This is a genomic window from Prescottella equi (genome assembly GCF_002094305.1).
In the GTDB taxonomy this organism is placed as follows: Bacteria; Actinomycetota; Actinomycetes; order Mycobacteriales; family Mycobacteriaceae; genus Prescottella; species Prescottella equi.
In genome coordinates this window covers 148,289-172,773 of sequence record NZ_LWTX01000009.1, presented here as the reverse complement: position 1 = coordinate 172,773, position 24,485 = coordinate 148,289, and the positions used below count along the sequence as shown (strand labels likewise).

Sequence of the window (24,485 nt, the reverse complement as noted above, 5' to 3'; positions counted from 1 at the left end):
TCTCCTACGCCGTTCTCCTACGCCCGAACGCGTCCTCCACCGCGTCGATACCCGCGCGCACGGCCGGGCCGGCGTTGTCGGCCCGCCACACCGCGTAGATGTCGCGGTGCAGGCGCGGTTCGGTCGCCACCAGCGCCACCCCCTCTGGCGTGCGGTCCATTGCCAGCCGGGGAACCAGCGCGGCCGCGAGTCCTGCCGCCGCGAACGCGAGGTGTGTCGAGACGTCCGACGCCTCGAAATCGACGCGCGGCTCGAAACCCTGCCGACGCAGGGTGACCACCAGCCACTCGTGGAATGCGGTGCCGGACCCCCAGGCCACCCACGGCATGTCGGCGAGACTCGACAACCGCACCTCGGCGTCCCGCGCACACGGATGATCGACGGACAGCGCGAGATCGGCGGTGTCGCGGTGGATCAGTCGCGACTCCAGGTGCGCCGGAACATCGACCGGCGCCGATTCCCAACTGTCGACGACACCCACATCGATACGGCCGCGGGCGACGGACTCGAGGGTCACCTCGGTCTCGGCCTCGGTCACCGTCACGTGCAGCGGATACCGGGACAGAAGCGTCCCCACCGCCGACGGGAGCACCAGCCGCGACGCGGTCACGAAGGCACCGAACCGCAGCGGGCCCACCACCTCGCTGGCCATCGCGGCTATCTCCGCCTCCACGCCGGACGCGCGGGCCAACAGCTCGCCGCCGCGGCGCGCCAGTAGTTCTCCCGCGGGCGTCAGACGCACCCCGCGCCCCGCCGGTTCGAGCAGTGCGACCCCGACTTCACGCTCGAGTTTCGCCAACTGCTGCGACACGCCCGACGGCGTCACGTGCAGAACCCGCGCAGCCGCCGCGACGGACCCGGAGCGGGCCACCGCACACAATGCCCGGACGCGGTCGAGGTTCAACACGGAAGCAACACTACCGAATCTCGAGAAATACTTCTTAGTTGTTGTTTGTGCAGGTAGACCCAACAATTGAGCCCGTGCAGATCGTCGAAGTTCGCAGCGTTCCCCTCGCCGCCGGCCGCGTCACCGACGCGCGCGCGCTGGCCGTGGCGGGAGCGGCCTGCATCTCCCTGACCGCGGTGTTCATCCGCCTCGCCGACGTCTCCCCCGCGACGTCGGTGTTCTTCCGCTGCGCGCTGGCGCTGCCGCCGCTGGCCGTGCTCGCGTGGCGAGAGCACCGGCGCAGCCGTCGGACGAGCCGCGCGGACGCGGTGCGGTTCGCCGTCGCCGGGGCGCTGCTCGGTGTCGACTTCGCGTTGTGGTCGCAGGCCATCATGCTCGTCGGGGCGGGCATCTCCACGGTGCTCGTCAACATTCAGGTGGCGGTGGTGCCGCTGCTGTCGTTCCTGTTCCTGGGCACCAGGATTCCGGCCCGCTTCGTCGCGACGATCCCGGTGCTGTTCGCCGGCATCGCACTCACGGCGGGCGTCGTCGACGACGGTGCGACCAGTCCGGACCTGTTGTGGGGGACGCTTCTGGCCCTCCTGTCCGGGGTGGCGTACGCGGGCTACATCTTCGTCGTCGGCGGGCGCGGCACGGCTGCCACTGCCGGCACCCAGGTCCTGGTCTCCACCGCGGCCGCGGGTGTGGTCGGCTCCGCCCTGGGGTCCGTGTGGGGCACCGTCGACCTGGCGCCCGGATGGGCCGCGTTCGGCTGGCTCGCAGCCCTCGCCGTGTCGGCGCAGGTCCTCGGCTGGATGCTGCTCGGCCGGTCGCTCCCCCGACTCGCGCCGGAGGTAGGCGCCACGCTGCTGCTCCTGCAACCGGTGCTCGCGATCGCGGCCGCGATGGCGCTGCTCGGCGAACGCCCGTCGACCCTGCAGCTCGTCGGCTGCGCGACCGTCGTCGCCACCGCGTGGTACGTCGCGTCGCGGCCCGACCGGTCCCGCTGAACGAGATTCTCGTTCCATCGGCGCGAGGTCCCGTCCACTGTGACACCGGACACGCGTCGAGTGTCACCGTGCATCCCTGCACCACGACTCAGACACCCAGGAGGCTTCTCGAGATGTACCCGGGCATCCACGCGGCAACCGCGCCCGAGCGACCGGCGGTCGTCTTCACACCCACCGGCGAGGTGGTGACCTACCGCGAGCTGGAGGACCGCTCCAACCAGCTTGCCCAACAATGGTTCGCGCTCGGTCTCCGCAAAGGTGACCACGTGGCGATCCTCGCGGAGAACCATCCACGATTCCTGGAGGTGTACTGGGCCGCCGTGCGGTCCGGCCTGTACATCACGGCCGTCAACTGGCATCTCACGGCAGACGAGGCGGCCTACATCGTCACCGATTGCCAGGCAAAGCTTCTCGTCACCACCTTCCGCCTCGCGGACCTCGCGTCCGCGGTCGTGGACGAACTGACGGAGCGGCCGCACGTGTTCATGATGGACGGTGTCGTCGTCGGCTTCGAGTCGTACGAGGAGTCGATGGCCGAGTTCGCCCCGGTGCCGCTCGCCGAGCAGCCCCGCGGCGACATGATGCTGTACTCGTCGGGAACCACCGGACGCCCCAAGGGCATCCGACGCCCGCTCACCGGCATCACGATCGACGACCCGCGCGGGATGAACGTCGGGCACTTCGCGAAGACGCTGCTGGGCATGAGTGACGAGTCGACGTATCTCGTCCCGGCTCCGATGTACCACTCGGCGGCCCTGCAGTGGTCCGCCGGCGCACAGAGCCTCGGCGCCACCGTGGTGCTGATGGACCGCTTCGACGCCCGCGAGTTCCTCGCGAACATCGAGAAGTACTCGGTCACCCACACCCAGGTCGTGCCGACGATGATGGTCCGGCTGCTCAAGCTGCCCGACGACGAGCGCACCTCGTTCGACGTCTCGTCGCTGCAGGACTTCCTGCACTCCGCGGCGCCGTGCCCGCCCGCCGTCAAGCAGGCGACCATCGACTGGCTGGGTCCGATCGTCAGCGAATTGTACTCGGGCACAGAGGGAATGGGCATGACATTCCTGACCGCCGACGAGTGGCTCGAGCGCCCCGGATCCGTCGGCCGCCCGGTGCTCGGCACCCCCGTGGTGTGCGACGAGGAGGGGCGGCCGCTGCCCGCCGGTCAGATCGGCGCCGTGTACTTCGAGCGCGACGTCGTGCCGTTCGAGTACCACAACGACGCCGACAAGACCGCCGACTCCCGGCACCCGAGCAATCCACGCCTGTCCACGGTCGGCGACGTCGGCTACGTCGACGAGGACGGCTACCTGTTCCTGACCGACCGCAAGTCGTTCATGATCATCTCCGGCGGCGTCAACATCTACCCGGCCGAGATCGAGTCGTGTCTCGCGGCGCACCCCGACGTCGCCGACGTCGCGGTGTTCGGCCTGCCCGACCCGGAGATGGGCGAGTACGTGCACGCCGTCGTCGAACTCGATCCCGGGGTGCCCGGCGACGACGACACCGCGGAGACGCTGCGGGCGTACGTCCTCGAACACCTCGCCAAGTACAAGGTGCCGAAGACGATCGAGTTCTGCGACCACCTGCCGCGGCTGGCCACCGGCAAGGTCAAGAAGCACGACCTGCGCGACGCCGCACTGCGCGCTCTCGCATAGCCGAAACGGGCGGTTACTGCGTTCGGCTCTCGGCCGATGGCGCAGTAACCGCCCGTCGTCGGTGAAGCTAGGCGGCGACCTTCGCAGGCTGGTCGTCGTCGGTCACGCGCGCGTCGGGCGCCTGGATCGGCCCGATCTCCTGTGCGTAGTAGAAGTGCGGACGCCGATGGCCGAGGAATGAACCGAACCACGACATCACCGCGACGTAGCGGTTGCGGAAGCCCACCAGGTAGACCATGTGGACGGCGAGCCACAGCACCCACGCGACGAAGCCGGTGAGCTCGATGCTCTTGACCTTGGTGACCGCGCGGAAGCGATTGATGATCGCCATCGAGCCCTTGTCGCGGAACTTGAAAGGCGTGCCGCGCTTGGTCTTTCCGAGGATGGTGGCGGCGACGTGGCGGCCGCCCTGCATCGCGACGGGCGACTGGCCGGGCAGTTTGTTCAGCGACGTCATGTCGCCGACCGCGAAGATGTCGGCGCGGCCACCGACGGTGAGGTCGGGGTTGACGAGCAGACGGCCGGCGCGGTCGGTCTCGCAGCCGGTGCGCTCGGCGAGCGCCGCCGCGAAGTCGTTGGCCTGCACGCCGGCCGACCAGATGACGGTCTCGGCGGTGCGACGCTCACCGGTCTCGCTACCGTGGGCCTTGAGGGTGGCGCCGTGCTCGTCGATGTCGGTGACGAGCGTGTTGAGGACGACCTCGACACCCGACTTCTCGAGCGACTCCTTGGTGTACTCGCTGAGCTTGCCGCCGTACGCCGGCATCGCGACACCCGCGCCCTCGACGAGGGTGACGGTGACGTCGTCGGCGGTGATGCCGCGGATCGACTGCTCGAAGTAGCGGCCCGCGAGCTCCTTGATCTGACCGGCGAGCTCGACGCCCGTGGCGCCGGCACCGATGACGATGAAGCTCAGCAGGTTCTTGCGTCGCTCGAGGTCGGTGGTGGTGTGGGCCTCCTCGAAGCAGCGCACGATCTGGGCGCGCAGGCGTTCGGCGTCCTCGACGGTCTTGAGCGCGTAGGTGACCTTCGCGAACTCGTCGCGCCCGAAGTAGCTCTGCCGGGCACCGGTGGCGGCGACGAGCGAGTCGTAGCCGATCGTGTGACGCTCGCCGGCGGCCTCGTAGACGAGTTCCTTCTCCTCGGGGTGCACGTCGACGACGCGGCCGAGGCGGACGTCGGCGTTGGGGTACTTCGCGAGGATCGCGCGCACCGAGGGGGCGATCTCACCGGCGGCGAGAACACCCGTGGCCACCTGGTACAGCAGCGGCTGGAAGAGATGTTCGGTGGTCTCCGAGATGAGGACGAACCGCTTGCCGGCCTTGGCCAGCTTCTTCGCCGTGGCGAGGGCACCGAATCCGGAACCGACGATCACAACTTCGGTCCGATCGATAACTGCTTCGCTCACGGTTGCCTCCTTCTCGAGATTTTCGAGAGACCTTGTCGAGATGTATGAGAGACACCGTAGGAGCGCTAAGGACATTTACGCCAGTAATCAGGGATATTCCGAGAACAGTTATCTGGATCGCTCATAAGTAGGATGGCGTCATGGACTTTCGTCAGCTGCGCTACTTCCTTGCGGTGAGCGAGGAACTCAGCTTCAGCAGGGCGGCGGAACGCTGCTTCATTTCGCAATCTGCCATCAGCCACCAGATCAACAAGCTCGAACAGGAACTCGGTGCGCCGCTGTTCGAACGTTCGACCCGGGTGGTGAAGCTGAGCCCGGCCGGCTCCCGGCTCGTGCCCATCGCGCAGGAGGTGTTGGCCCTCGAGACGAGGGCGTTCGCGGTCGCGAAGGAGCCCCGTAACCGCATCAGGATCACCGCCAGCATGAGCTTCGCGCCGCAGAGCCTCGCCGCGATCGCCGACGTCCGGGAGAAACACCCCGGCCTGGACATCGAGTTCGTGATCAAGAACTTCACCGACCGCATCGACGCGGTGTCGGCCGGTGACGCGGACATCGCACTGATCCGCGGCGAGGTGGACCGGCCCGGGCTCGAGACCGTCGAACTGGGCGTCGAGGACCTGATGATCGCGACGTCCAATCACCACCCGGTGTCGGCGTTCTCCACCGTCGAACTGAGCGAACTGGCCCCCTACCCGCTGCTGCTGCCGCCCCGGCACAGCCAGATCCTGATCCACACCGTGGTCGAGAACGCGTTCGTCGACGTCGGGCGACGGGTCCAGTTGGGCCCGCCGCTCGCCCGCGACCACACCGCGATCCTCGACGTGATCACGAACCCGCGCGCGTGGACGGTGCTGTACGCGAGCACGGTCGCCGAGGTCCCGGGGACCGGCCTGTGCGTGATGCGAGAGCGCAACAACCGCTTGCGGGTGCCGGTGAGCGGCATCGTCCGCAGCGGTGCGGCGTCGTCGCCCGGACTGGCCAGCCTCGTGCAGTCGCTGCGCCACACCGTGACCGCGGACAGCAGTGTGCCCCTGAATCCGCCGCAGCAGATCAGGGGCACACCGGAAGAGCGGTAGCTACAGCGTCCGTCGCCCCGAGAGCGCGCGGCCGAGGGTGAGCTCGTCGGCGAACTCGAGGTCGCCGCCCATCGGCAGGCCCGACGCCAGCCGGGACACCGTCAGTCCCGGGAAGTCGCGGAGCATCCGCACCAGGTAGGTCGCCGTCGCCTCGCCCTCGGTATTGGGATCGGTCGCGATGATCACCTCGCTGACGTCGACGCCGTCCTCCTGGTTTCCGATGCGCGCCAACAGCTCCCGGATCCGCAACTGGTCCGGGCCGATACCGCTGAGCGGGTCGAGTGCACCGCCCAGCACGTGATAGCGCCCCTTGAACTCGCGCGTGCGCTCGATCGCCTGGACGTCCTTGGGCTCCTCCACGACGCACACCATCGTCCGGTCCCGGCGCGGGTCGGAACAGATGCGGCACTTCTCCTCCTCGGAGACCGTGCCGCACACCACGCAGAACTGGACGCCGTCACGCACCTTCTGCAGAACCGCCTGGAGCCGGTCGATCTCCGGCGGCTCGACCGAGAGGAGATGGAACGCGATGCGCTGGGCGCTCTTGGGTCCGATGCCGGGCAGCTTGCCGAGCTCGTCGATCAAGTCCTGGACGGGACCTTCGTACAAGGCGCGCCTCTAGAAGGGGAGTCCGGGCAGGCCGCCGGCGAGCGGGCCGAGCTTGCTCGCCGCGATCTCCTGAGCCTTGTTCGACGCGTCGGCGATCGCACCGATCACGAGATCCTGCAGCGTCTCGATGTCCTCCGGGTCGACGACCTTGGGATCGATCGTGAGACCGACGACCTCACCGGTGCCCTTGACCGTCGCGGTCACCAGACCGCCACCCGCCTGGCCAGTCACCTCGGCCTGCGACATCTCGGCCTGCGCCGCCATCAACTGCTGCTGCATCTGCTGCGCCTGCGCGAGGAGCTGCTGCATGTCGGGCTGTCCACCTGGTTGCACGGGACTGGTCCTTTCTTCGGGTCGGTTCGCCAGCCTAGTCCGTCGGCCCTAGGCCAGCTCGCGCTGCAGATTCGCGAGGGTGGCCTCCTGGATCCGGCGCAGCCCCAGCGGAGCGAAGGTGCGCTCGAAGAAGCCGCCGATACCGCCGGCGCCCTTCCACTCGGTGGAGGTGGTGACCGTGGACCCGGCGCCGGACGGAGCGACGGTCCAGGTGGTGACGAGCGACGAGTTCGCGTCGCGCTCGGTGATCGTGTTGCCGGAGACCGTCACGGTCGCCTTGACGTTGCGCGACCGCTTCTCAGTGGCCTGCAACGTCCACTGCGCGACGGTCCCCTCCCCCTGGCCGCCCTCGAGGACCTGGTAGTCGCGGTACTGCTGGGGCAGGATCCTCGGGCGCATCGTCTCGTAGTCCGTGAGCGCACCGAGCGCCTGCTCCGGCGTCGCGGTGAGGGTGATCGAACTGCTCGCGCTGACCTGTGCCACTGATACGTCTCCTTGCTCGGGGTTTCCTCCATCCTGCCTGCTCGACCGGCCCCGCTTCCAGGCCCCGCGGAGTGACCCAACGCACCGTTTTCACTCACTGAGACCTACGCCACAGACATGGGGCATTTGTCCTAATCTCCGCCTCGAAACAACGAAACAGCGAGGTGAGCTTTGAAGAACTTGTGGTTCCGGTCGGGCATCCGACTGGCCGCGCTCGGTGCGGCGGCAGCCGTGCTCGTGGCCGGATGCGCGTCCGCCGACGGCCAGTCGAACGAGGGATCGGCCGTCACGACCGGCCCGGTCAACGTCGCCCAGGACGCCGGAGATCCGGTCCGCGGCGGCACCGTGACGTTCGGTTCGTATTCGTTCCCGAACGCGCTCGATCCGACGAAGACCCAGGCGGCGGGCTCCACCGGCGGCACCGAGATGGCCGCGATCTACGACACCCTGATCCGCACCGACGCCGAATCCGGCACCTTCGAGCCGCAGCTCGCCGAGTCCCTCGAGCACAACGCCGACTACACCCAGTTCACCGTGAAGCTGCGCGAGGGCGCGACGTTCAGCGACGGCTCGCCGGTCGACGCCGACGCCGTCAAGTGGAGCATCGACCGTTTCGTCGCCGCACGCGCCGACGTCTCGCAGGTGTGGGCCAACTCGGTGACCTCGATCGCCACCCCGGACGCGAAGACCGTGACCTTCACGCTCAACGCGCCGTGGAACGACTTCCCCGTGCTGTTGGCGATGGGCCCGGGCATGGTCGTCTCGAAGAACTCCGAGGCGGACGGGAAATTCACCCCGATCGGCGCGGGTCCGTTCACGTTGACGCGTTTCGCGCCCAACGAGGAGATCGTGCTCAGCCCGCGCGAGGACTACTGGAACGGTCGCCCCAACCTCGACAAGCTCCGGTTCGTTCCGACGAACGGCGCTCGCGGACAGTTCGAGTCGCTGCAGAGCGGCCAGCTGGACATGGCCTACATCCTGCGTGACGAGGCGACGATCCGGGATGCCGTGAACGCCGGCTTCAGTGGGTACCTCGACATCCAGGGACTCGGCGCACTCGGCATGATCAACGCCCGCGAAGGCCGCCCGGGCGCCGACGTGCGCGTGCGGCAGGCGGTCGCGTACGGCGTCGACCCGCAGGCGATCAATCAGCGCGCCAACGACGGTCTGGGCATCGCCGCCTCGACGCTCGTGCCGGACAGCTCCCGCTGGTCGTCGGGCGCCGAGGGCGTGGCGTTCGACCCCGACAAGGCGAAGCAACTCCTGGCCGAGGCCAAGGCCGACGGCTACGACGGCAAGCTGAAGTACCTGGCGACCAGCGAGAAGAGCGCCGAGGCCGCCGCACTGGCAGCCCAGGCATCGCTCAACTCGGTGGGCTTCGACGTTCAGATCGAGTACGTCAACAGCACGACCGACCTGGTGCGCAAGCTGTATGTCGAGCACGACTTCGACCTGACCCGTGCGGCGTTCGCCTTCATGGACGAGGCGCCCTACCTGCGCCTGTACGGCGGCATGGGCAGCGATTCGCGCAACAACGCGGCCGGCTATGCCGACCCGCAGATGGACGCACTGCTCGTCGAGGTGAAGACCGCGACCACCGACGACGCCAAGAAGGCCGCCATCGCCAAGGTGCAGACGCGCGCGAACGAGACGATCCCGTACGCGGTGTGGGGTCCGAGCAAGGTGCTGACCGCGTGGGACAGCAACGTCCACGGCGTCAAGCGCAACGCGGACAACATCATGCTGCTCGACCAGGCCTGGGTCGGACAGTGATCGACGCGGGGCGTCCCGGGTGCTCCGGGACGCCCCGCGCGGTCGTTAGCATAGCTATATATTTTTGACTCACCGGGATATCGATGGCCGACCGATCCGACTAGCGATAGCGTCAGTGCGTGGCCGACTCAAAGAGTGGTATCCGCGAAATCGGGCTTGCCGCGCACAGTGCGGGGGTCCGACGCCTGCTGTCCAGTTACCGGGCGATCCCGCCGAGCGCGAACGTGCGCCTGGCGAAGAAGACGTCCAACCTGTTCCGCGCGCGGGCGAAAAGCACCGCCCCGGGCCTCGACGTGTCCGGTCTGAGCGGCGTCATCTCGGTGGACCCGGACGCGCGCACCGCCGACGTGCAGGGGATGTGCACGTACGAGGACCTCGTCGACGCGACACTTCCGTACGGGCTGGCGCCGCTGGTGGTGCCGCAGCTCAAGACCATCACTCTCGGCGGCGCCGTGACCGGTCTCGGCATCGAGTCGACGTCGTTCCGCAACGGTCTCCCGCACGAATCGGTCCTCGAGATCGACATCCTCACCGGCAACGGCGAGATCGTCACCGCAACCCCCGACAACGAGTACGCGGACCTGTTCCACGCGTTCCCCAATTCGTATGGCACTCTCGGCTACTCGACGCGCATCCGCATCGAGCTCGAACCGGTGAAGCGGTTCGTCTCGCTGCGGCATCTGCGTTTCACGGACCTGAAGCAGCTCGAGGAGACGATGGCGCGCATCGTCACCGACCGCACATGGGACGGCGTCGACGTCGACTACCTCGACGGCACGGTCTTCACCGCCACCGAGGCCTATCTGACGCTCGGCGCGCAGACCGACGAGCCGGGCCCGGTCAGCGACTACACCGACATGGACATCTACTACCGGTCCATCCAGCACGAATCGATCAACCACCCCAAGACCGACCGGTTGACCATCCGCGACTACCTCTGGCGCTGGGACACCGACTGGTTCTGGTGCTCGCGCGCCTTCGGGACCCAGAACCCGAAGATCCGCCGATTCTGGCCGAAGCGGTACCTGCGCAGCAGCTTCTACTGGAAGCTCATCGGACTCGACCAGAAGTACGACATCGGCGACCGGCTCGAGGCGCGGAAGGGTCGGCCCCCGCGCGAACGGGTCGTGCAGGACATCGAGGTGCCGATCGACCGCTGCGAGCAGTTCCTCAGCTGGTTCCTCGACGAGATCCCGATCGAACCGCTGTGGTTGTGCCCGTTGCGGCTCCGCGAACCCGCACAACCCGCATCCACCACCGATCGGACCGATCACGAGGCCGCACCGCGGCCGAAGCACGAGGCCGTACCGCGGCCGTGGCCCCTGTATCCCCTCGACCCCGGACGCACCTACGTCAACGTGGGCTTCTGGTCCTCGGTGCCGATCGTGCCCGGCGAGCCCGTCGGCGCCGCCAACCGGCGGATCGAGGAGAAGGTCAGCGAGCTCGACGGCCACAAGTCCCTCTACTCCGAGTCGTTCTACACCGAGGACGACTTCGCGCTGCTGTACGGCGGCGACCACTACACCCAGATCAAGAAGCGCTACGACCCCGATTCACGTCTACTGGACCTCTATTCGAAGGCGGTGCAACGAAAGTGACGACCCTCAGGACGAAATCCGACCCGCACAGGCTCACGATCGCGGAGATCGTCGATACCGTCTCCGACGGCCGGATTCCGCTGCGCTTCACCGCCTACGACGGCAGCGCGACGGGCCCGGAGGACGCGCCGTACGGCCTGCACCTGAACTCGACCCGCGGTACCACCTACCTGGCCACCGCACCGGGCGACCTCGGCATGGCCCGCGCCTACGTCTCCGGGGAACTCGAGGCCATCGGTGTCCACCCCGGTGATCCCTACGAGATCCTCAAGGCGATGACCGACCTGCACTTCCACCGCCCGTCGGCGAAGGAACTCGCGGCCATCACCCGCTCGATCGGATGGGACAACCTGCGCCCCATCGCGCCGCCGCCGCAGGAACACCTGCCCCGCTGGCGCCGCTTCGCGGAAGGCCTGCGGCACTCCAAGACTCGCGACGCCGAGGTGATCCACCACCACTACGACGTCTCCAACACCTTCTACGAGTACGTCCTCGGCCCGTCGATGACCTACACGTGTGCCGCCTACGAGTCCGAGGACCAGAGCCTCGAGGACGCGCAGGAGAACAAGTACCGCCTGGTGTTCGACAAGCTGGGGCTGAAGGAGGGCGATCGCCTCCTCGACATCGGCTGCGGCTGGGGCGGCATGGTCCGCTACGCGGCCCGTCGAGGCGTCAAGGTCATCGGAGCGACGCTGTCCCGCGAGCAGGCCGAGTGGGCGCAGGCGGCGATCCGCGAGGAGGGCCTGGAAGATCTGGCAGAGGTCCGCTTCTCCGACTACCGCGACGTGCCGGAGACCGGGTTCGACGCCATCTCCTCGATCGGTCTCACCGAGCACATCGGTGTGCACAACTACCCGTCGTACTTCGGGTTCATGAAGGACAAGCTGCGGGTCGGCGGCCGGATGCTCAACCACTGCATCACCCGCCCCGGCAACCGCGGCGGCGCGAAAGCCGGCTACTTCATCGACCGCTACATCTTCCCGGACGGCGAGCTCACCGGCTCCGGCCGGATCATCAGTGAGATCCAGAACATGGGGCTCGAGGTGCGCCACGAGGAGAACCTGCGCGAGCACTACGCGCTCACCCTGGCGGCCTGGTGCCGGAACCTGGTGGACAACTGGGACAAGTGCGTCGCCGAGGTCGGCGAGGGCACCGCGAAGGTGTGGGGCCTGTACATGGCAGGTTCGCGACTGGGCTTCGAGCGCAACGTCGTTCAGCTCCACCAGGTGCTGGCCGTCAAGCTCGGCCCGAACGGCGAGGCGGACGTGCCGCTGCGCCCGTGGTGGAAGGGCTGACCCGACCGAGACCCGGAGGGCCGTCGTCCACTCGGACGGCGGCCCTCCGTCACGTGGTGCGAGAGGCGACGTCGACCTGACGCGCTGCCTTCTCGATCGCCGCAGCCGCCCGCTGGACGGCCTCGATCATGCGCCGGTCCGTCGTGATCCGGTCCACCGGACCGCAGATCGAGATCGCCGCCGGCTTGGGGATCCCCTTCGACACGGCCGCCCCGACGCACCCCAGCGACGGCGACAACGTGCCCCTGTCGTACGTGACACCCTCGGAGACCGCGCGGTCGAGTTCCTCGCGCAGCGCACGGCGGCCGCCGACGATACCGGTCTCGAGATGATCGAACACCGGACCGTCCAGCGCCTCGGGCGGCAGTTGGGTGAGCAGCGCCTTGCCGACCGCCGAGCGGTGCGCCGGGTAGCGTCCGCCGATCCGGGACGGCACGTTGGCCCCGAACGATCCCGACAGCTTCTCCCAGTAGACGCCGTCGGCGCCGTCGAGGAACGCGAGGTGGACGACAGCGCCGGTCGTGCGGTGCAGGTCCTGCATGATCGGCAGCGAAACGCGGTGGAACCAGTGGTTGCGGATGGCCCGCGAGCCCAGTTCGAACAGGCGGATCCCCAGCTCGTAGCGGGAGCCGACCCGGTTGAGCCACCGCATCGACACCATCTTCTCCAGGAGACGGTGCGCGGACGAGCTGGGGATTCCCGTGAGCCGGGTGGTCTCGCTCAGCGTCAGGTAACCGTTGTCGTCGAGTGCCTCGAGCACCAGTTCGATCCGGTCGAGCATCGACGTGGCCGGAGCCTGTTCACGGTCATCTGACACGGCCGCGTCCTCTCTGCTAGGGCAGCAGGTCAGACACCGAATCCACCTGACACCGAGATTTGCTGCCCCGTAATATAGTTGGCCTGCTCCGAGGCGAGGAACACGGCCGCCGAACCGATGTCGGCGGGCTTGCCCCAGCGCTTCAACGGGACCAGTTCGTGCACCTCAGGCGCCGCTCGGCGGTGCATCCCCTTTCGCGATCGTCGCCAGAAGATCGGCGATCCGCGCCTCGTAGATCTCCCGTTCGGCGTCGGGAATCTCCGACGACTGCAAGATCCCGCTCCCGAACAACGACCAGCCGGAGATCGCAGCCAGCACTGCCATCTGCCGAACCCGATCGTCGACGGAGACGTCCGAGGACCGGGTGAGCGCCTCGAAGGCGTCCATGTCCTCGTTCGGAACGAGATCCGAACGTCCGTGCAGGTTCAACCACGCGACGATTCGCACGTACTCGGGGTCGGCGACTCCCACCATGAACAATGCACGCACGGCCTCGGGGAGCGAGTCGACCCCCGCGACGATCGCCGCCGACTTCTCGTGACTTCGCGCGAGCACCGCCCGAACGACGTCGTCCTTGTTCCCGACGTGTTTGTGGATCAACCCGAGGTTGACGCCGGCGTCGGCCGCGAGCTCACGCATGCTGAAGGACAGCCCTTTCGCGGCGAGCAGCCTGCGAGCCGCCATTCGTACCGCTCTGCGCACTTCGTCTCTGCCCCAGGCCTTGTCGGCCACCTCGCCTTCGCTCACCCCTTGACAGTAGACGGTCGTCTACTGTGAAATCAACCACAGCACGGCGCAGATCCCGCGTCCGGACCGCCACTGGCTGCAGAACCGCCCAGGAGGCCCGAACCAGTTCGTACACAGCCTGTTCCCCACTTCCGGGGTATCGCTCGCAGGCACCCCGAAGCCGCGACCCTCGACACGGGGAAGCGATGAACGAGGAGATTCCATGCCAGTACACAGACGCATCCTGACCGCGGGACTGATGGCAGCGGCCGTCACTGTCCTCCTGCCCACGATGTCGGGCGCCGGTCCACTCGGTTCCTCACCGACCGGCAGCCTTTCGACCGGCAGTTCTGCCGGTGGAAGCTCCGACGGCGGATGTGACCGGAGCTTCGCGCCCGGCGCCGCGCTCGACACCCCCGGTCAGCTCGCATTCGAGAGAACGGTCGAGGAGGTGGCGGCGCATCCGCTGGTGCGTGCAGCGAAGGCCGACGTCGCAGCGATGTACCGCGCCGACCCACAGGGCACCACCCGCGCCGGCCAGGCCACCCTGGAAGAGGCCGTCGACTCGATCGCCCGGGCCGGGGCGCAAACAGTGGTCACCGACGATCCGAGTCACCCCAGGTTCTCGTGGATGGTGACGGCTCCGCACTGCTGGCACGGATTCGAGGTGCACCGTTCCGGCTACGGAATCGACAACCCCGACAACGTGTATCGCCACACAGCCGTCGACGGCCAGTCGTCGTTCGTCATTCACGGTCGCATGCCGGAACGGCGCCCCGCTCAGCTGTCCTTCGTCCTCTACGGCCAGCTCCCCGGAACCGGAGCGGTGACGAAGGAGGGCGCGCCCGTCCTGGGCTCGCTCACCTCCGATCGGATGCAGATCGATCCAGACGGATCGTTCACGATCACCGTCGACTCTAAGCCCGCGGACGGACGCCCCAACCACATCCGCACCACCGCCGCGGCCAGACTCCTCATCGCACGGGACTCGCTGAACAACTGGGCCGAGGAGCAGCCGTCGCGGCTCGAGATCGAGCGCACGGCCGGCCCCACGGCCCACACCTCCCGCACCCCCGAACAGTTGGCGAAACAAACCGCAGATCTGCTCCGCACGATCGGCCGGTACTGGCTCGACTGGGACAACACGTTCATTTATTCCAAGGCGGCCAACGACGTTCAGGCTCCTGCAGTCCGCGGTTCGGGCTTCGGATTCGCGACCAGCGGGCACTTCGCGCTCGGCCCCGATCAGGCGCTGGTCGTGACGCTCGATCCGGTCGGTGCGCGCTACCTCGGATTCCAGCTGACCGATCCGTGGGGCGTCGCGCGCGAGTACGTCGATCGGCCAGGGAGCCTCAACCAGGCCCAGGCCCGGCCCAACCCGGACGGGACGATCACCTACGTCATTTCCGCCGAGGATCCGGGAGTCTGGAACTGGTTGGACACGAACGGGATCGACGGAGGGATGTACGCGATCCGCTGGCAGTCGGTCCCTGCAGACGTCGAACTATCACGTACGGTACGGTCCGCCCGCCTCGTCGACCTCGCCGATCTCGATGCGGCGCTCCCGGCCGAGACCACGCGAGTGACACCGGCCCAGCGTGTGACACAACTCGAGGAGCGGGCAGCGGCCTACACCGAACGACTTCTCGGCTAGTGCCCGTGGCGATCTCGACAGGTCGTCATCGTCAGGTCGACGGCGACCTGTCGAGGTCCGCGAGGAAATCGAGCAGCACCTTGTTCACCTCGGTCGGGTTCTCCATTGCGAGCAGATGCCCGCCGCCCGGGACTGTGCGGACCGCACGAACGTCGGCGTGATGCTCTTTCAGCTTGTCGATCGGGTCGTCACCGTGCCAGTTCAGGAGGTCGACGTCCGACGCGCTGCACAGGAAGTAGAAGGGCGGTCGGGTGATGTTGTCGGGGGCGGGACCTGCGGTACGTCCAGTTCATGTCCGCGGCGAGGTACCAGTTGATCCCGCCGGCGAAACCGCTGCGTGAGTACTCCGAGACGTAGGTTTCCAACTCCCATTCCGACAGCCACGACCACGGCAGGGCCGGCGGCTGCGGCAACGCCTGTCGATATGTGGTGCCCGGCGGATACTGCCACACCTGTGCGAAGTCACCGTCGCCGGAGAGGACGTGGAAGATCTTCTTGAGGATCTCGCGTGGATTCCCGTCGAGATCGAGGCGGGCCCCTTCCGGGTCGTCGAGGTAGTACGACATGTGGTTGAAATGCTCTCGCCCGCGCTCCCTTTCGATCTCGCTGGGAAGTCGGTCGTAGGACGCGTAGAACGGATTCTGTAGACCGATCACGCCCCGCACCCGCTCCGGGTGCTCGATCGCGACGTCGTAGGCGATGAACTGTCCGTAGTCCAAACCCGAGAACACGGCGCTGTCGTGACCGAGGTGGTCGAGCAGCCCGCAGATGTCGGCGACGACGTTGTCGACGCGGTAGTCCTCGAGGCGATCGGGAACATCGGTCTGCCCCATGCCGCGCAGATCCGGTGCCACGACCCGGTATCCCGCGTCGGCCAGCACACCGATCTGATGACGCCAACTGAACCACGTGTGTGGGAAGCCGTGCAGAAGGACGACGAGCGGGCCCTCCCCCTCTGTCACGTAATGCATGTCGAGCCCGTTGATTCGTGCGCGGTGGTGCGTCCAGTTCGCCAAGATGCCCTCACCCTTCTGTGGTCTGCGTCACTGCGAATCTAGGCCGGGCGAAGGCGTTCCGTCTGCAGTCTTCCCGCTGTGTGAGCCCCGATCTGCGTGCGCGGTTCGAAACCCGGATGTCCCGAACGCAACGGCACCCCCGCCCGGGGCCGGGCGGGGGTGCCGTGGGTGGAGCTGTGTGACTAGCCCTTCAGCGACGCCGGCGGGGTGAAGCGCTCGCCGTACTTGGCGGCGAGCTCCTCGGCGCGAGCGACGAATCCGGCCTTGCCGCCCGGGTATCCGGCGACGAACTGGCTGACGCCACCGGTCCAGGCCGGGTAGCCGATGCCCATGATCGAGCCGATGTTGGCGTCGGCGGTGGACGTGATGACACCCTCGTCGAAGCACTTCTGGGTCTCGATGGCCTCGATGAACAGCATGCGGTCGATCAGGTCCTGCAGCGGCGGGGTGGCCGAGCCGGACTTGAAGTGGTCGCGCAGCCCCTGCCACAGGCCGGTGCGCTTGCCGTCCGCGTAGTCGTAGAACCCGGCACCGCCGAGGCGGCCCTTACGATCGTTGCCCTCGACGAGGTAGTTGATGACGTCGCCCGCAGGGTCGGCCGGAAGTTCCTTGCCCTCGGCCAACGCGGCGGCCTTCGACTCGGCGCGGATCTTCTGCATGAGCGTCAGGTTCAGCTCGTCCGAGAGCTGCAGCGGCGCGGCCGGGTAGCCGGCCTGCATGCCCGCCTGCTCGATGGTGGCCGGCTCGATGCCTTCGGAGACCATGCCGATGGCCTCGTTGACGAACGTGCCGATGACACGCGAGGTGAAGAAGCCGCGCGAGTCGTTGACGACGATCGGGGTCTTGCGGATCGCCTGGACGAAATCGAAGACGCGGGCGAGGGTCTCGTCGGACGTCTTCTCCCCGCGGATGATCTCGACCAGCGGCATCTTGTCGACCGGCGAGAAGAAGTGGATGCCGATGAAGTCCTCGGACCGCTTGACGCCGGTCGCGAGGTCGGTGATCGGCAGCGTCGAGGTGTTCGAGCCGAGCAGCGCGTCGGGCTCGACGATGTCCTCGATCTCCTGGAACACCTTCTTCTTCAGGTCGGGAGACTCGAAGACCGCCTCGACCACGAAGTCGACGCCGGCAAAGTCGGCCGCATCCGCGGACGGCGTGATCAGCGACAGCAGTGCCTTCGACTTCTCCTCGGTGGTCTTGCCCCGCGAGAGCGCCTTGGCCTCGATCTTCTCGGAGTACGCCTTGCCCTTCTCCGCCGCCTCGATCGTGACGTCCTTGAGCACCACCGGGATTCCGGCCTTGGCGCACACGTACGCGATGCCCGCGCCCATCATGCCGGCACCGAGGACACCGACCTTCTTGATCTCACGCTTGGGGATGTCCTTCGGCCGCGAGGCACCGGACCCGATGGCCTGCATGTCGAAGAAGAACGCCTGGATCATGTTCTTCGCGACGCGGCCGGTGACCAGCTTCGTGAAGTAGCGCGACTCGATCAGCAGCGCGTTGTCGACGTCGACCTGGCTGCCCTCGACCGCCGCGGCCATGATCGCGCGGGGAGCCTCCATCGGCGCGCCCTTGAGCTGCTTGCGCAGGTTCGCCGGGAAGGCCGGCAGGTTCGCGGCGAACGCCGGGGTGGCGGGGGTGCCACCGGGGATCTTGTAGCCCTTGACATCCCACGGCTGCACACCGGACTCCGGGTTGTCCTTGATCCACGCCTTCGCGGCGGGGACCAGCTCCTCGACGGAGGAGACCACCTCGTCGATGAGCCCGACCTCCTTGGCCTGCTGCGGACCACGCTGCTGGCCCTGGAGCAGGAACTGGGTCAGTGCCGTCATGATGCCGAACATGCGGACGGTGCGGACGATGCCGCCGCCACCCGGAAGCAGACCCAGCGTGGACTCGGGCAGACCGATCTTGACGCCCTTGACGTCGGCCGCGATGCGGTGGTGCGTCGCGAGCGCGATCTCGAGGCCGCCGCCGAGAGCGGCACCGTTGATGCACGTGACGACGGGCTTACCGAGAGTTTCGAGGCGACGCAGGTCCGCCTTGAGGTTGAGCGAGTGCTCGAAGATCTGCTCGGCGTCCTCGGGGCCGACCTTGATCAGGTTCTTGAGGTCGCCACCGGCGAAGAACGTCTTCTTCCCCGACGTCAGCACGACGCCGGTGATCGAGTCCTTCTCCGCGTACAGCCGGTCGACGGTGTCCCGCATCGACGAGATGTAGCGGTCGTTCATGGTGTTCGCGCCCTGGTTCGGGTCGTCGATGGTGAGCACGACGATGCCGTCCGCGTCCTGCTCCCAGTTGATGATGTTCTGATCGCTCACTGTTTCGTCTCTCCTGGTTGATTCGTGAGCGTCAGACGCGCTCGATGATGGTGGCCACACCCATGCCGCCGCCGATGCACAGCGTGACGAGGGCCCGCTTGGCGCCGCGGCGCTCGAGCTCGTCGACCATGGTTCCGGTGATCATGGCGCCGGTCGCGCCGAGCGGGTGGCCCATCGCGATGGCGCCACCGTTGACGTTGAGCTTCTCGTCCGGAATGTTCAGGTCCTTCTGGAACTTCAGCACCACGGACGCGAACGCCTCGTTGATCTCGAACAGGTCGATGTCGTCGATCGTCAGACCGGCCTGCGCGAGGACCTTCTTCGTCGCGGGCGTCGGACCGGTCAGCATGATCGTCGAGTCGGCACCCGAGGTTGCGGTCGCGACGACGCGGGCGCGCGGGGTCAGACCCATCGCCTTGCCGGCGTCCTCGCTGCCGACGAGCAGCAGCGCGGCACCGTCGACGATGCCGGAGCTGTTGCCGCCGTGGTGGACGTGGTTGATCTTCTCGACCCAGTGGTACTTCTGCAGCGCGACGGCGTCGAAGCCGCCCATGTCGCCGACCATCGCGAACGCCGGCGCCAGGCCCGCAAGACTCTCGGCCGTGGTGCCGGGACGCATGTGCTCGTCGTTGTCGAGGATCGTGATGCCGTTGATGTCCTTGACCGGGACGACGGACTTGGCGAAGTAGCCACCGGCCCACGCCTTGGCGGCCAGGTCCTGGGAGCGCACCGCGTACGCGTCGACGTCGTCACGGCTGAAGCCCTCGATCGACGCGATGAGGTCGGCGCCGATGCCCTGCGGCACCACGTAGTTGTCGTAGTTGGTGGCCGGGTCGTTGACCCACGGGCCGCCGTCCGAGCCCATCTTCACGCGCGACATCGACTCGACGCCGCCGGCGATGACCATCTCGTCCCAGCCCGAACGGACCTTCTGCGCGGCCATGTTCACGGCCTCGAGGCCCGACGCGCAGAAACGGTTGATCTGCACGCCGCCGACGGTGTCGGGCAGGCCGGCGTCGGTGGCCGCGATACGCGCGATGTCCATGCCCTGGTCGCCGAGCGGGCTGACCACGCCGAGGATCAGGTCGGAGATGCGGTCCTCGTCGAGGTCCGGGAAGCGGGTGCGCAGCTCGTCGATCAGGCCGGTGACCAGTGAGATCGGCTTGACCGAGTGCAACGATCCGCTCTGCTTGCCCCGGCCACGCGGGGTCCGGATGGCTTCATAGATGAATGCCTCTGTGGTCACGGTGTTCCTTCCTGTTCACGTCTGCGTGCCGCGCGGCAAACCTGCCTATACACGGCACACACCTCGGCTGCCCCCACCTTAGAACGTGTTCCAGTTAGCGGGAAGGACCGAAGCGATCCCCGTCTGTGACCGAGGCGATCACCGGTACCCGCCGAAACCCGCCCTGCCCACGCTGCTCCCGGCGGTCGACCGCTAACCTCTCCACGGGAGAGTCATGCTCGAGAGGGGGCGTTTCGATGGGTGAACCCGCGATCGAGCGGAGAACCGGTCTGTCACGACGAGGGTTCCTGGGCGCGGCCGCGCTCGGCGCCGCCGGAGCCGCGACGCTGGGGACCACCGGCACCGCTGCGGCCCGATCGGCAATCCGTCACACCGCAGCCGCCTCGCACACTCTGCCGTCGCCCGATTCCGTCACGGTCACCGATCCCGCGCTGCTCGGCGCGGTCGAGGCCGCGAGCCTGCTCCGTTCCGGCCGCCTGCACCCCCGGGAACTGCTCGACGCCTGCCTGTCCCGAAGCGCCGCCCTCGACGGGGAAATCGGCGGCTGGATCCGGATCTATCCCGAGATGGCCTACGAGGCCGCGGATGCCGCGGCGCAACGACTGTCTGCGAAGAGCCGCAGCACCAACGGCGACGCGCCCCTGGTCTGCGGAATCCCGTTGGCTCTCAAGGACCTGTTCGCCGTCTCCGGACTGCCCCTGACCGCGTCGAGCCGGGTGCTCGCCGGCAACATCGCGGCGGGTGACTCGACGGTGTGGCGGCAGCTGCGGGACGCGGGCATGGTGCTGATGGGCCACGCCCACACCGACGAGTTCGCGATCGGCGTCGCGACCGAACAGGTGGGCAACCCGTGGAACACCGAGTTCTCGCCGGGTGGCTCGTCCGGCGGCAGCGCCGCGCTGCTCGCGGCACGGTTCGTCCCGCTCGCCACCGGCACCGACACCGGCGGATCCCTCCGGCTGCCCGCGAGCGCGTGCGGCATCACCTCGATCAAACCGACGTTCGGCCGGTGCAGCGCGTACGGCGTCATCCCGTTGACGTGGACGCGCGATCATCCGGGTCCGATGGCCCGCAGCATCGCCGACGCCTCACTCCTGCTCGGTCACATGGCGGGCGCCGATCCCAATTTCCCCGCCACGTACGCCGCCCCCGCCGTTCCCGCGGAGGGTTATCCCCTCGCCGCTACGGGCGGGGCACAGCCTTTGGCCGGCAAGCGTTTCGGCGTGGCCCGCCGCAGCGCCGACGCCCTGCCCGCGACGCTCGGCACGCTGTTCGGCGAGTTCCTCGATCTCGTGCGCCGTCTCGGCGGCACCGTCCTCGACGTCTCCCTGCCGATCGCTGCCCCCGACCTGCTGACCGGCGACTCCGCCGAGATGGGCAGCTACCACCGGCAGTTCTCCGACCGACTCGGCGACTACCGCCTCGACAACGGGGCGACGGTCGCCGGCACGCTCGCAGCGCTGGCGGTCCCCTCGATCGACTACATGACGTCCGCCCGGAACCGGATGGTGTACCAGCACGACTACAACCGGATGTTCGCCGACAACGACCTCGACGCCGTCCTGGTGCCGGGCTCCAAGATGGACGGGGCCAAGCGCATCGAGATCGCCGGTGTCTCGGTGTTCGGGGGCACCACGGGCGACGTGCGGTGGGCCAACCTCACCGGTACGCCGGTGGTCTGCACGCCCGCCGGACGGTCCTCGGCCACCGGTCTGCCCTTCGGTGTCCAGATCGGCGGACGCCCGTGGGACGAGAAGGGACTCATCGAGATCGCGCTGGAACTGCAGGCGGCCCGCCCCGACTGGCAGGCGGCGCCCACGATTCCCCCGGCACCGCGCGACATCCCGCGAGTGCAGGCGACCACTCCCGGACCCGGACCGGATCCGACCAACACCGACAACGTCGGCTTCGGATTCCATTTCCTGCCGACGACGGCGACCGCTCCGGTCTGATCGAGCGTCGTCAGAGCCCCATACCGGCCTCCCGTGCCCGGACGATCGCGGTCGATCGGTCCGGCACGCCCAGTTTGGTCAGGACGTTCGACACGTGGTTGCGAACGGTCTTGGGGCTGAGCACCAGTCGTCGGGAAATGGTCGCGTTGTCGTGGCCGCGGGCGATCAGCTCGAGCACCTCGTGCTCGCGTTCGGTGAGTTCACGGAACACACTCGACCGGGCCCGCGGTGCGGCGACCGCGGTCATCGCCTTGGCCGCGACCGCGGCGCCGACGATCATGTCGCCGTTCGCGACCGCGCGGATCGCCCGCTCCACCTCGGCCGGGTCGGCGCCCTTGACGAGGTAGCCACGCGCCCCGGCACGCAGCGATGCCAGCAGGGAATCCTCGTCCTCGTGCATCGTCACCACCAGCACCCGCAGGTGCGGGTACCGGGCGCACAGCGCCCGCGTGGCGTCGACCCCCGATCCGTCCCCCAGCTCCAGGTCCATCAGCACGACGTCGACGTCCGCGGTGACCACGTCGAGCGCCTCCGCGGCCGAACTGGCCTCGGCCACCACCTCGATGCCGTCGAGGGTCGACAGCAGTGCGACCATGCCCAGTCGGAACACCGGGTGATCGTCGACGACGGCGACGGCGATCCCGCTCACGACGCCACCAGTGGAAGCCGTGCCGTGACGACGGTACCTCTGGGGCAACCGGTTTCGATGGTGACGGTGCCCCCGAGCTCGTCCGCCCGCTCGCGCATGGACCGCGTCCCGATGCCGGCGGGCGCGGACGGGTCGCATCCCCGGCCGGCGTCACGCACCACCAGGGTGAGGACCGGCAGTCCGGCACCGTCCGTGCCGCAGGACGCCTCGACCCGGCATCCGGGTGCGCCGCTGTGCCGTCGCGCGTTGGTGACCGCCTCGATCGCGATGCCGTAGGCCGCCGCACCGGCCTGCCCACCGATGTCGGCGGGCACGTCGGCCACCACGTCGAGATCGAATCCGCTGCGGGCGTATCCGGTCGCGAGTTCCTCGAGCGCAGCGCCGAGACCGAGTTCGTCGAGGACCGGCGGGAAGAGGTTGCGCGAGAGCGAGCGCACGCCGTCGACCTGGTGGTCGAGCTGCTCCTGCAGCGAGTCCAGCAACTTCGCGGCGGCCTGCGGGTCGGCGACGAGCAGGTTGCGGACGCCTTGCAGTCCCAGCCGAATACCCGCGAGCGACGGGCCCAGCCCGTCGTGCAATTCACGTCGGATCACCCGGCGTTCCTCTGCCCGCACCGAGGCCAGTCGACGTCGTGCGGTCGCGAGGTCCTCGGCGGACTGGACGACGACGAGACCAGCCGTCACCACAGAGGCCAACTCGGACAGGGATTTCCGCGAGCGGAGGCCGAGCGACTCGCCGGGTGGTGCGGTCACCGCGAGGCTTCCGACGCGGGCGCCGCGATGCACCAGGTCCACCGTTTCGGCCGGACCGGTGGCCCTCCCCCAGCACACCGACTCGGCGCCGTCGGCGCGATGCACGGTCACCGATTCGAGCCGCAGTCCCAGACCGACCCCCGCGGCCAGGCCTTCGAGCAGTTCGGTCGGGGACTCGGCGCTCCCGAAGTGCCGACCGAGTTCCCGCACCGCGTGCCCTGGTTCGCTCCCCGATCCGTAGACCAACCGGTGCACCCTGTGCTGCAGCCACATTCGGGACGGCTGTACCGCGACTGCCACAACGGCCGCGGCGACGAACTGCGCGCCGGTGGAACCTCCGTCGGGCAGCAGGCCCGCCAGCACGGTGGCCACCACGACGTACAGCCCGATCAACAGCGCGGTGAGACTGCCCGCCAGCACGGCCCGGCTCACCGCCAGATCCAAGCCCCACATGCGTTGCCGCAGTATCGAGACGAAGATCGCACCGAGGAAGAAGGGCTGCACCACCAGATGCGCGACGGGGGTGATCATCCACAATCCCGGCACCGTCGCCGGCAGCATCAGCGGCACGAAGGACAGCGCCATGAGTGCAGTCCCCAGCGCGAGCCAACCCAGTCCGACCCGCTCGTCGACCGGGCCGGACCGCCACCGCCGGGCGACGTCGGCGGCGGCCACGAATCCGACGGCCACGACGGGCGCGAGCAACGGCACCTCCGAGACGTCGGTGAAGGTGCGCGCCAGGAAGAACCACGCGGTCACCAGTGTGCCGGCGACGAGTCCCACTCGCGCCGCGTCGTCCAACCGGTGGTCGCGCACCAGCCACGGGATCACGAGGAACAGCGCCAGCGTCCCCGGAATCCACGCGGTGTTCTGCAGCGGCGACAGGACGTCCACCCACGGCAGGTCCGGCCGCACCGCCGCCCACTGCGAGTAGGCGTAGCCGAGGGCGGCGAGTCCGATGCCGATCGCCGCCGCCCCCAGAATGATCGGGACGGGGTGCACGCGCCGGGCCAGCACCACTCCGGCGACCGTGCCGTAGACGGCCGAGCCGACGACGTCGACGAGGAAGAACAGTTGGTTCGAGTCGATGCCGGGGTCGGCGACGAGGAAGGTCACGAGCGACAGCACAACGAGCGTCCAGCAGGTCACCGCCACCGCGGCGGCCGCGACCGGCGCACCGACTCCCGCGATCCGCTCGACCATGCACCCTCCCGTGTCGT

The 24,485-nt window shown here is 68.2% G+C and carries 21 protein-coding genes; 8 read left to right on the top strand and 13 right to left on the bottom strand.

Going from position 1 to position 24,485, the window contains the following annotated elements; translation table 11 throughout:
- Positions 1 to 4: 4 nt before the first annotated feature.
- Positions 5 to 907: a LysR family transcriptional regulator gene (locus A6I89_RS20315; RefSeq protein WP_022593666.1), complete on the bottom strand. Its 903-nt coding sequence runs from the start codon at positions 905 to 907 to the stop codon at positions 5 to 7.
- A gap of 74 nt (positions 908 to 981) precedes the next feature.
- On the opposite strand from A6I89_RS20315, the gene A6I89_RS20310 reads away from it, so the two are divergent.
- Both A6I89_RS20310 and A6I89_RS20305 read left to right on the top strand, forming a co-directional pair.
- On the top strand, positions 982 to 1,896 hold the full coding sequence (locus A6I89_RS20310) for a DMT family transporter (protein ID WP_022593665.1): 915 nt from the start codon (positions 982 to 984) through the stop codon (positions 1,894 to 1,896).
- Between the two features lie 113 nt (positions 1,897 to 2,009).
- Positions 2,010 to 3,554 (top strand): acyl-CoA synthetase, encoded by a 1,545-nt coding sequence (locus A6I89_RS20305; RefSeq protein ID WP_022593664.1) that lies wholly within the window; start codon positions 2,010 to 2,012, stop codon positions 3,552 to 3,554.
- Between the two features lie 67 nt (positions 3,555 to 3,621).
- Here A6I89_RS20305 and A6I89_RS20300 read toward each other — a convergent pair whose 3' ends face one another.
- Positions 3,622 to 4,947: an NAD(P)/FAD-dependent oxidoreductase gene (locus tag A6I89_RS20300; RefSeq protein ID WP_041674534.1), complete on the bottom strand. Its 1,326-nt coding sequence runs from the start codon at positions 4,945 to 4,947 to the stop codon at positions 3,622 to 3,624.
- Positions 4,948 to 5,102: 155 nt separating this feature from the next.
- Here A6I89_RS20300 and A6I89_RS20295 point away from each other — a divergent pair, with 155 nt between their 5' ends.
- Complete coding sequence (locus A6I89_RS20295; protein ID WP_005516071.1) at positions 5,103 to 6,038, top strand: LysR family transcriptional regulator; 936 nt, start codon at positions 5,103 to 5,105, stop codon at positions 6,036 to 6,038.
- Here the strand turns inward: A6I89_RS20295 and recR are convergent, their stop codons facing one another.
- Genes recR through A6I89_RS20280 form a run of 3 tightly spaced genes read right to left on the bottom strand, consistent with a single transcriptional unit; the run spans position 6,039 to position 7,463 of the window.
- Positions 6,039 to 6,647, bottom strand: coding sequence for a recombination mediator RecR (gene recR / locus A6I89_RS20290; protein ID WP_005516072.1), 609 nt, complete (start codon positions 6,645 to 6,647; stop codon positions 6,039 to 6,041).
- A 9-nt stretch (positions 6,648 to 6,656) separates the two neighbouring features.
- A complete protein-coding gene (locus A6I89_RS20285; RefSeq protein ID WP_005516073.1) occupies positions 6,657 to 6,980 on the bottom strand; it encodes a YbaB/EbfC family nucleoid-associated protein in 324 nt (107 codons plus the stop codon).
- Positions 6,981 to 7,028: 48 nt separating this feature from the next.
- Positions 7,029 to 7,463: an SRPBCC family protein gene (locus A6I89_RS20280; RefSeq protein WP_005516074.1), complete on the bottom strand. Its 435-nt coding sequence runs from the start codon at positions 7,461 to 7,463 to the stop codon at positions 7,029 to 7,031.
- Positions 7,464 to 7,634: 171 nt separating this feature from the next.
- Between A6I89_RS20280 and A6I89_RS20275 the strand changes: the two genes are divergently transcribed.
- The 3 genes from A6I89_RS20275 (at position 7,635) to A6I89_RS20265 (ending at position 12,129) form a co-directional block, all read left to right on the top strand.
- A complete protein-coding gene (locus A6I89_RS20275; RefSeq protein WP_022593662.1) occupies positions 7,635 to 9,236 on the top strand; it encodes an ABC transporter substrate-binding protein in 1,602 nt (533 codons plus the stop codon).
- A gap of 119 nt (positions 9,237 to 9,355) precedes the next feature.
- Entirely contained in the window at positions 9,356 to 10,834 is a 1,479-nt protein-coding gene (locus A6I89_RS20270; RefSeq protein ID WP_044990342.1) for an FAD-binding oxidoreductase, read from the top strand.
- A complete protein-coding gene (locus A6I89_RS20265; protein ID WP_022593659.1) occupies positions 10,831 to 12,129 on the top strand; it encodes a class I SAM-dependent methyltransferase in 1,299 nt (432 codons plus the stop codon). Before A6I89_RS20270 ends, A6I89_RS20265 begins: the two co-directional genes overlap by 4 nt.
- A 49-nt stretch (positions 12,130 to 12,178) precedes the next feature.
- Here the strand turns inward: A6I89_RS20265 and A6I89_RS20260 are convergent, their stop codons facing one another.
- The 3 genes from A6I89_RS20260 to A6I89_RS20250 are packed head-to-tail and all read right to left on the bottom strand — an operon-like array spanning position 12,179 to position 13,693.
- A complete protein-coding gene (locus A6I89_RS20260) occupies positions 12,179 to 12,946 on the bottom strand; it encodes an IclR family transcriptional regulator (protein WP_022593657.1) in 768 nt (255 codons plus the stop codon).
- A 29-nt stretch (positions 12,947 to 12,975) separates the two neighbouring features.
- A complete protein-coding gene (locus tag A6I89_RS20255; protein ID WP_022593655.1) occupies positions 12,976 to 13,134 on the bottom strand; it encodes an SDR family oxidoreductase in 159 nt (52 codons plus the stop codon).
- On the bottom strand, positions 13,112 to 13,693 hold the full coding sequence (locus tag A6I89_RS20250) for a TetR/AcrR family transcriptional regulator (RefSeq protein WP_232244864.1): 582 nt from the start codon (positions 13,691 to 13,693) through the stop codon (positions 13,112 to 13,114). Before A6I89_RS20250 ends, A6I89_RS20255 begins: the two co-directional genes overlap by 23 nt.
- Positions 13,694 to 13,895: 202 nt before the next feature.
- Between A6I89_RS20250 and A6I89_RS20245 the strand changes: the two genes are divergently transcribed.
- Positions 13,896 to 15,326, top strand: coding sequence for a hypothetical protein (locus A6I89_RS20245; RefSeq protein WP_022593651.1), 1,431 nt, complete (start codon positions 13,896 to 13,898; stop codon positions 15,324 to 15,326).
- A 188-nt stretch (positions 15,327 to 15,514) separates the two neighbouring features.
- On the opposite strand, the gene A6I89_RS20240 is transcribed toward A6I89_RS20245, so the two are convergent.
- From A6I89_RS20240 to A6I89_RS20230, 3 genes are all read right to left on the bottom strand, one after another.
- A complete protein-coding gene (locus A6I89_RS20240; protein ID WP_232244861.1) occupies positions 15,515 to 16,297 on the bottom strand; it encodes an alpha/beta fold hydrolase in 783 nt (260 codons plus the stop codon).
- A 227-nt stretch (positions 16,298 to 16,524) separates the two neighbouring features.
- A complete protein-coding gene (locus A6I89_RS20235) occupies positions 16,525 to 18,666 on the bottom strand; it encodes a 3-hydroxyacyl-CoA dehydrogenase NAD-binding domain-containing protein (protein WP_013414645.1) in 2,142 nt (713 codons plus the stop codon).
- Between the two features lie 31 nt (positions 18,667 to 18,697).
- Positions 18,698 to 19,912 (bottom strand): acetyl-CoA C-acetyltransferase, encoded by a 1,215-nt coding sequence (locus A6I89_RS20230; protein WP_022593645.1) that lies wholly within the window; start codon positions 19,910 to 19,912, stop codon positions 18,698 to 18,700.
- Positions 19,913 to 20,148: 236 nt separating this feature from the next.
- Between A6I89_RS20230 and A6I89_RS20225 the strand changes: the two genes are divergently transcribed.
- Positions 20,149 to 21,864, top strand: coding sequence for an amidase (locus A6I89_RS20225; RefSeq protein WP_022593643.1), 1,716 nt, complete (start codon positions 20,149 to 20,151; stop codon positions 21,862 to 21,864).
- 10 nt (positions 21,865 to 21,874) lie between these two features.
- Here the strand turns inward: A6I89_RS20225 and A6I89_RS20220 are convergent, their stop codons facing one another.
- Together A6I89_RS20220 and A6I89_RS20215 are read right to left on the bottom strand one after the other, a co-directional pair.
- Positions 21,875 to 22,513: a response regulator gene (locus tag A6I89_RS20220; RefSeq protein WP_022593641.1), complete on the bottom strand. Its 639-nt coding sequence runs from the start codon at positions 22,511 to 22,513 to the stop codon at positions 21,875 to 21,877.
- Complete coding sequence (locus tag A6I89_RS20215; RefSeq protein ID WP_022593640.1) at positions 22,510 to 24,468, bottom strand: sensor histidine kinase; 1,959 nt, start codon at positions 24,466 to 24,468, stop codon at positions 22,510 to 22,512. Before A6I89_RS20215 ends, A6I89_RS20220 begins: the two co-directional genes overlap by 4 nt.
- Between the last annotated feature and the right edge of the window lie 17 nt (positions 24,469 to 24,485).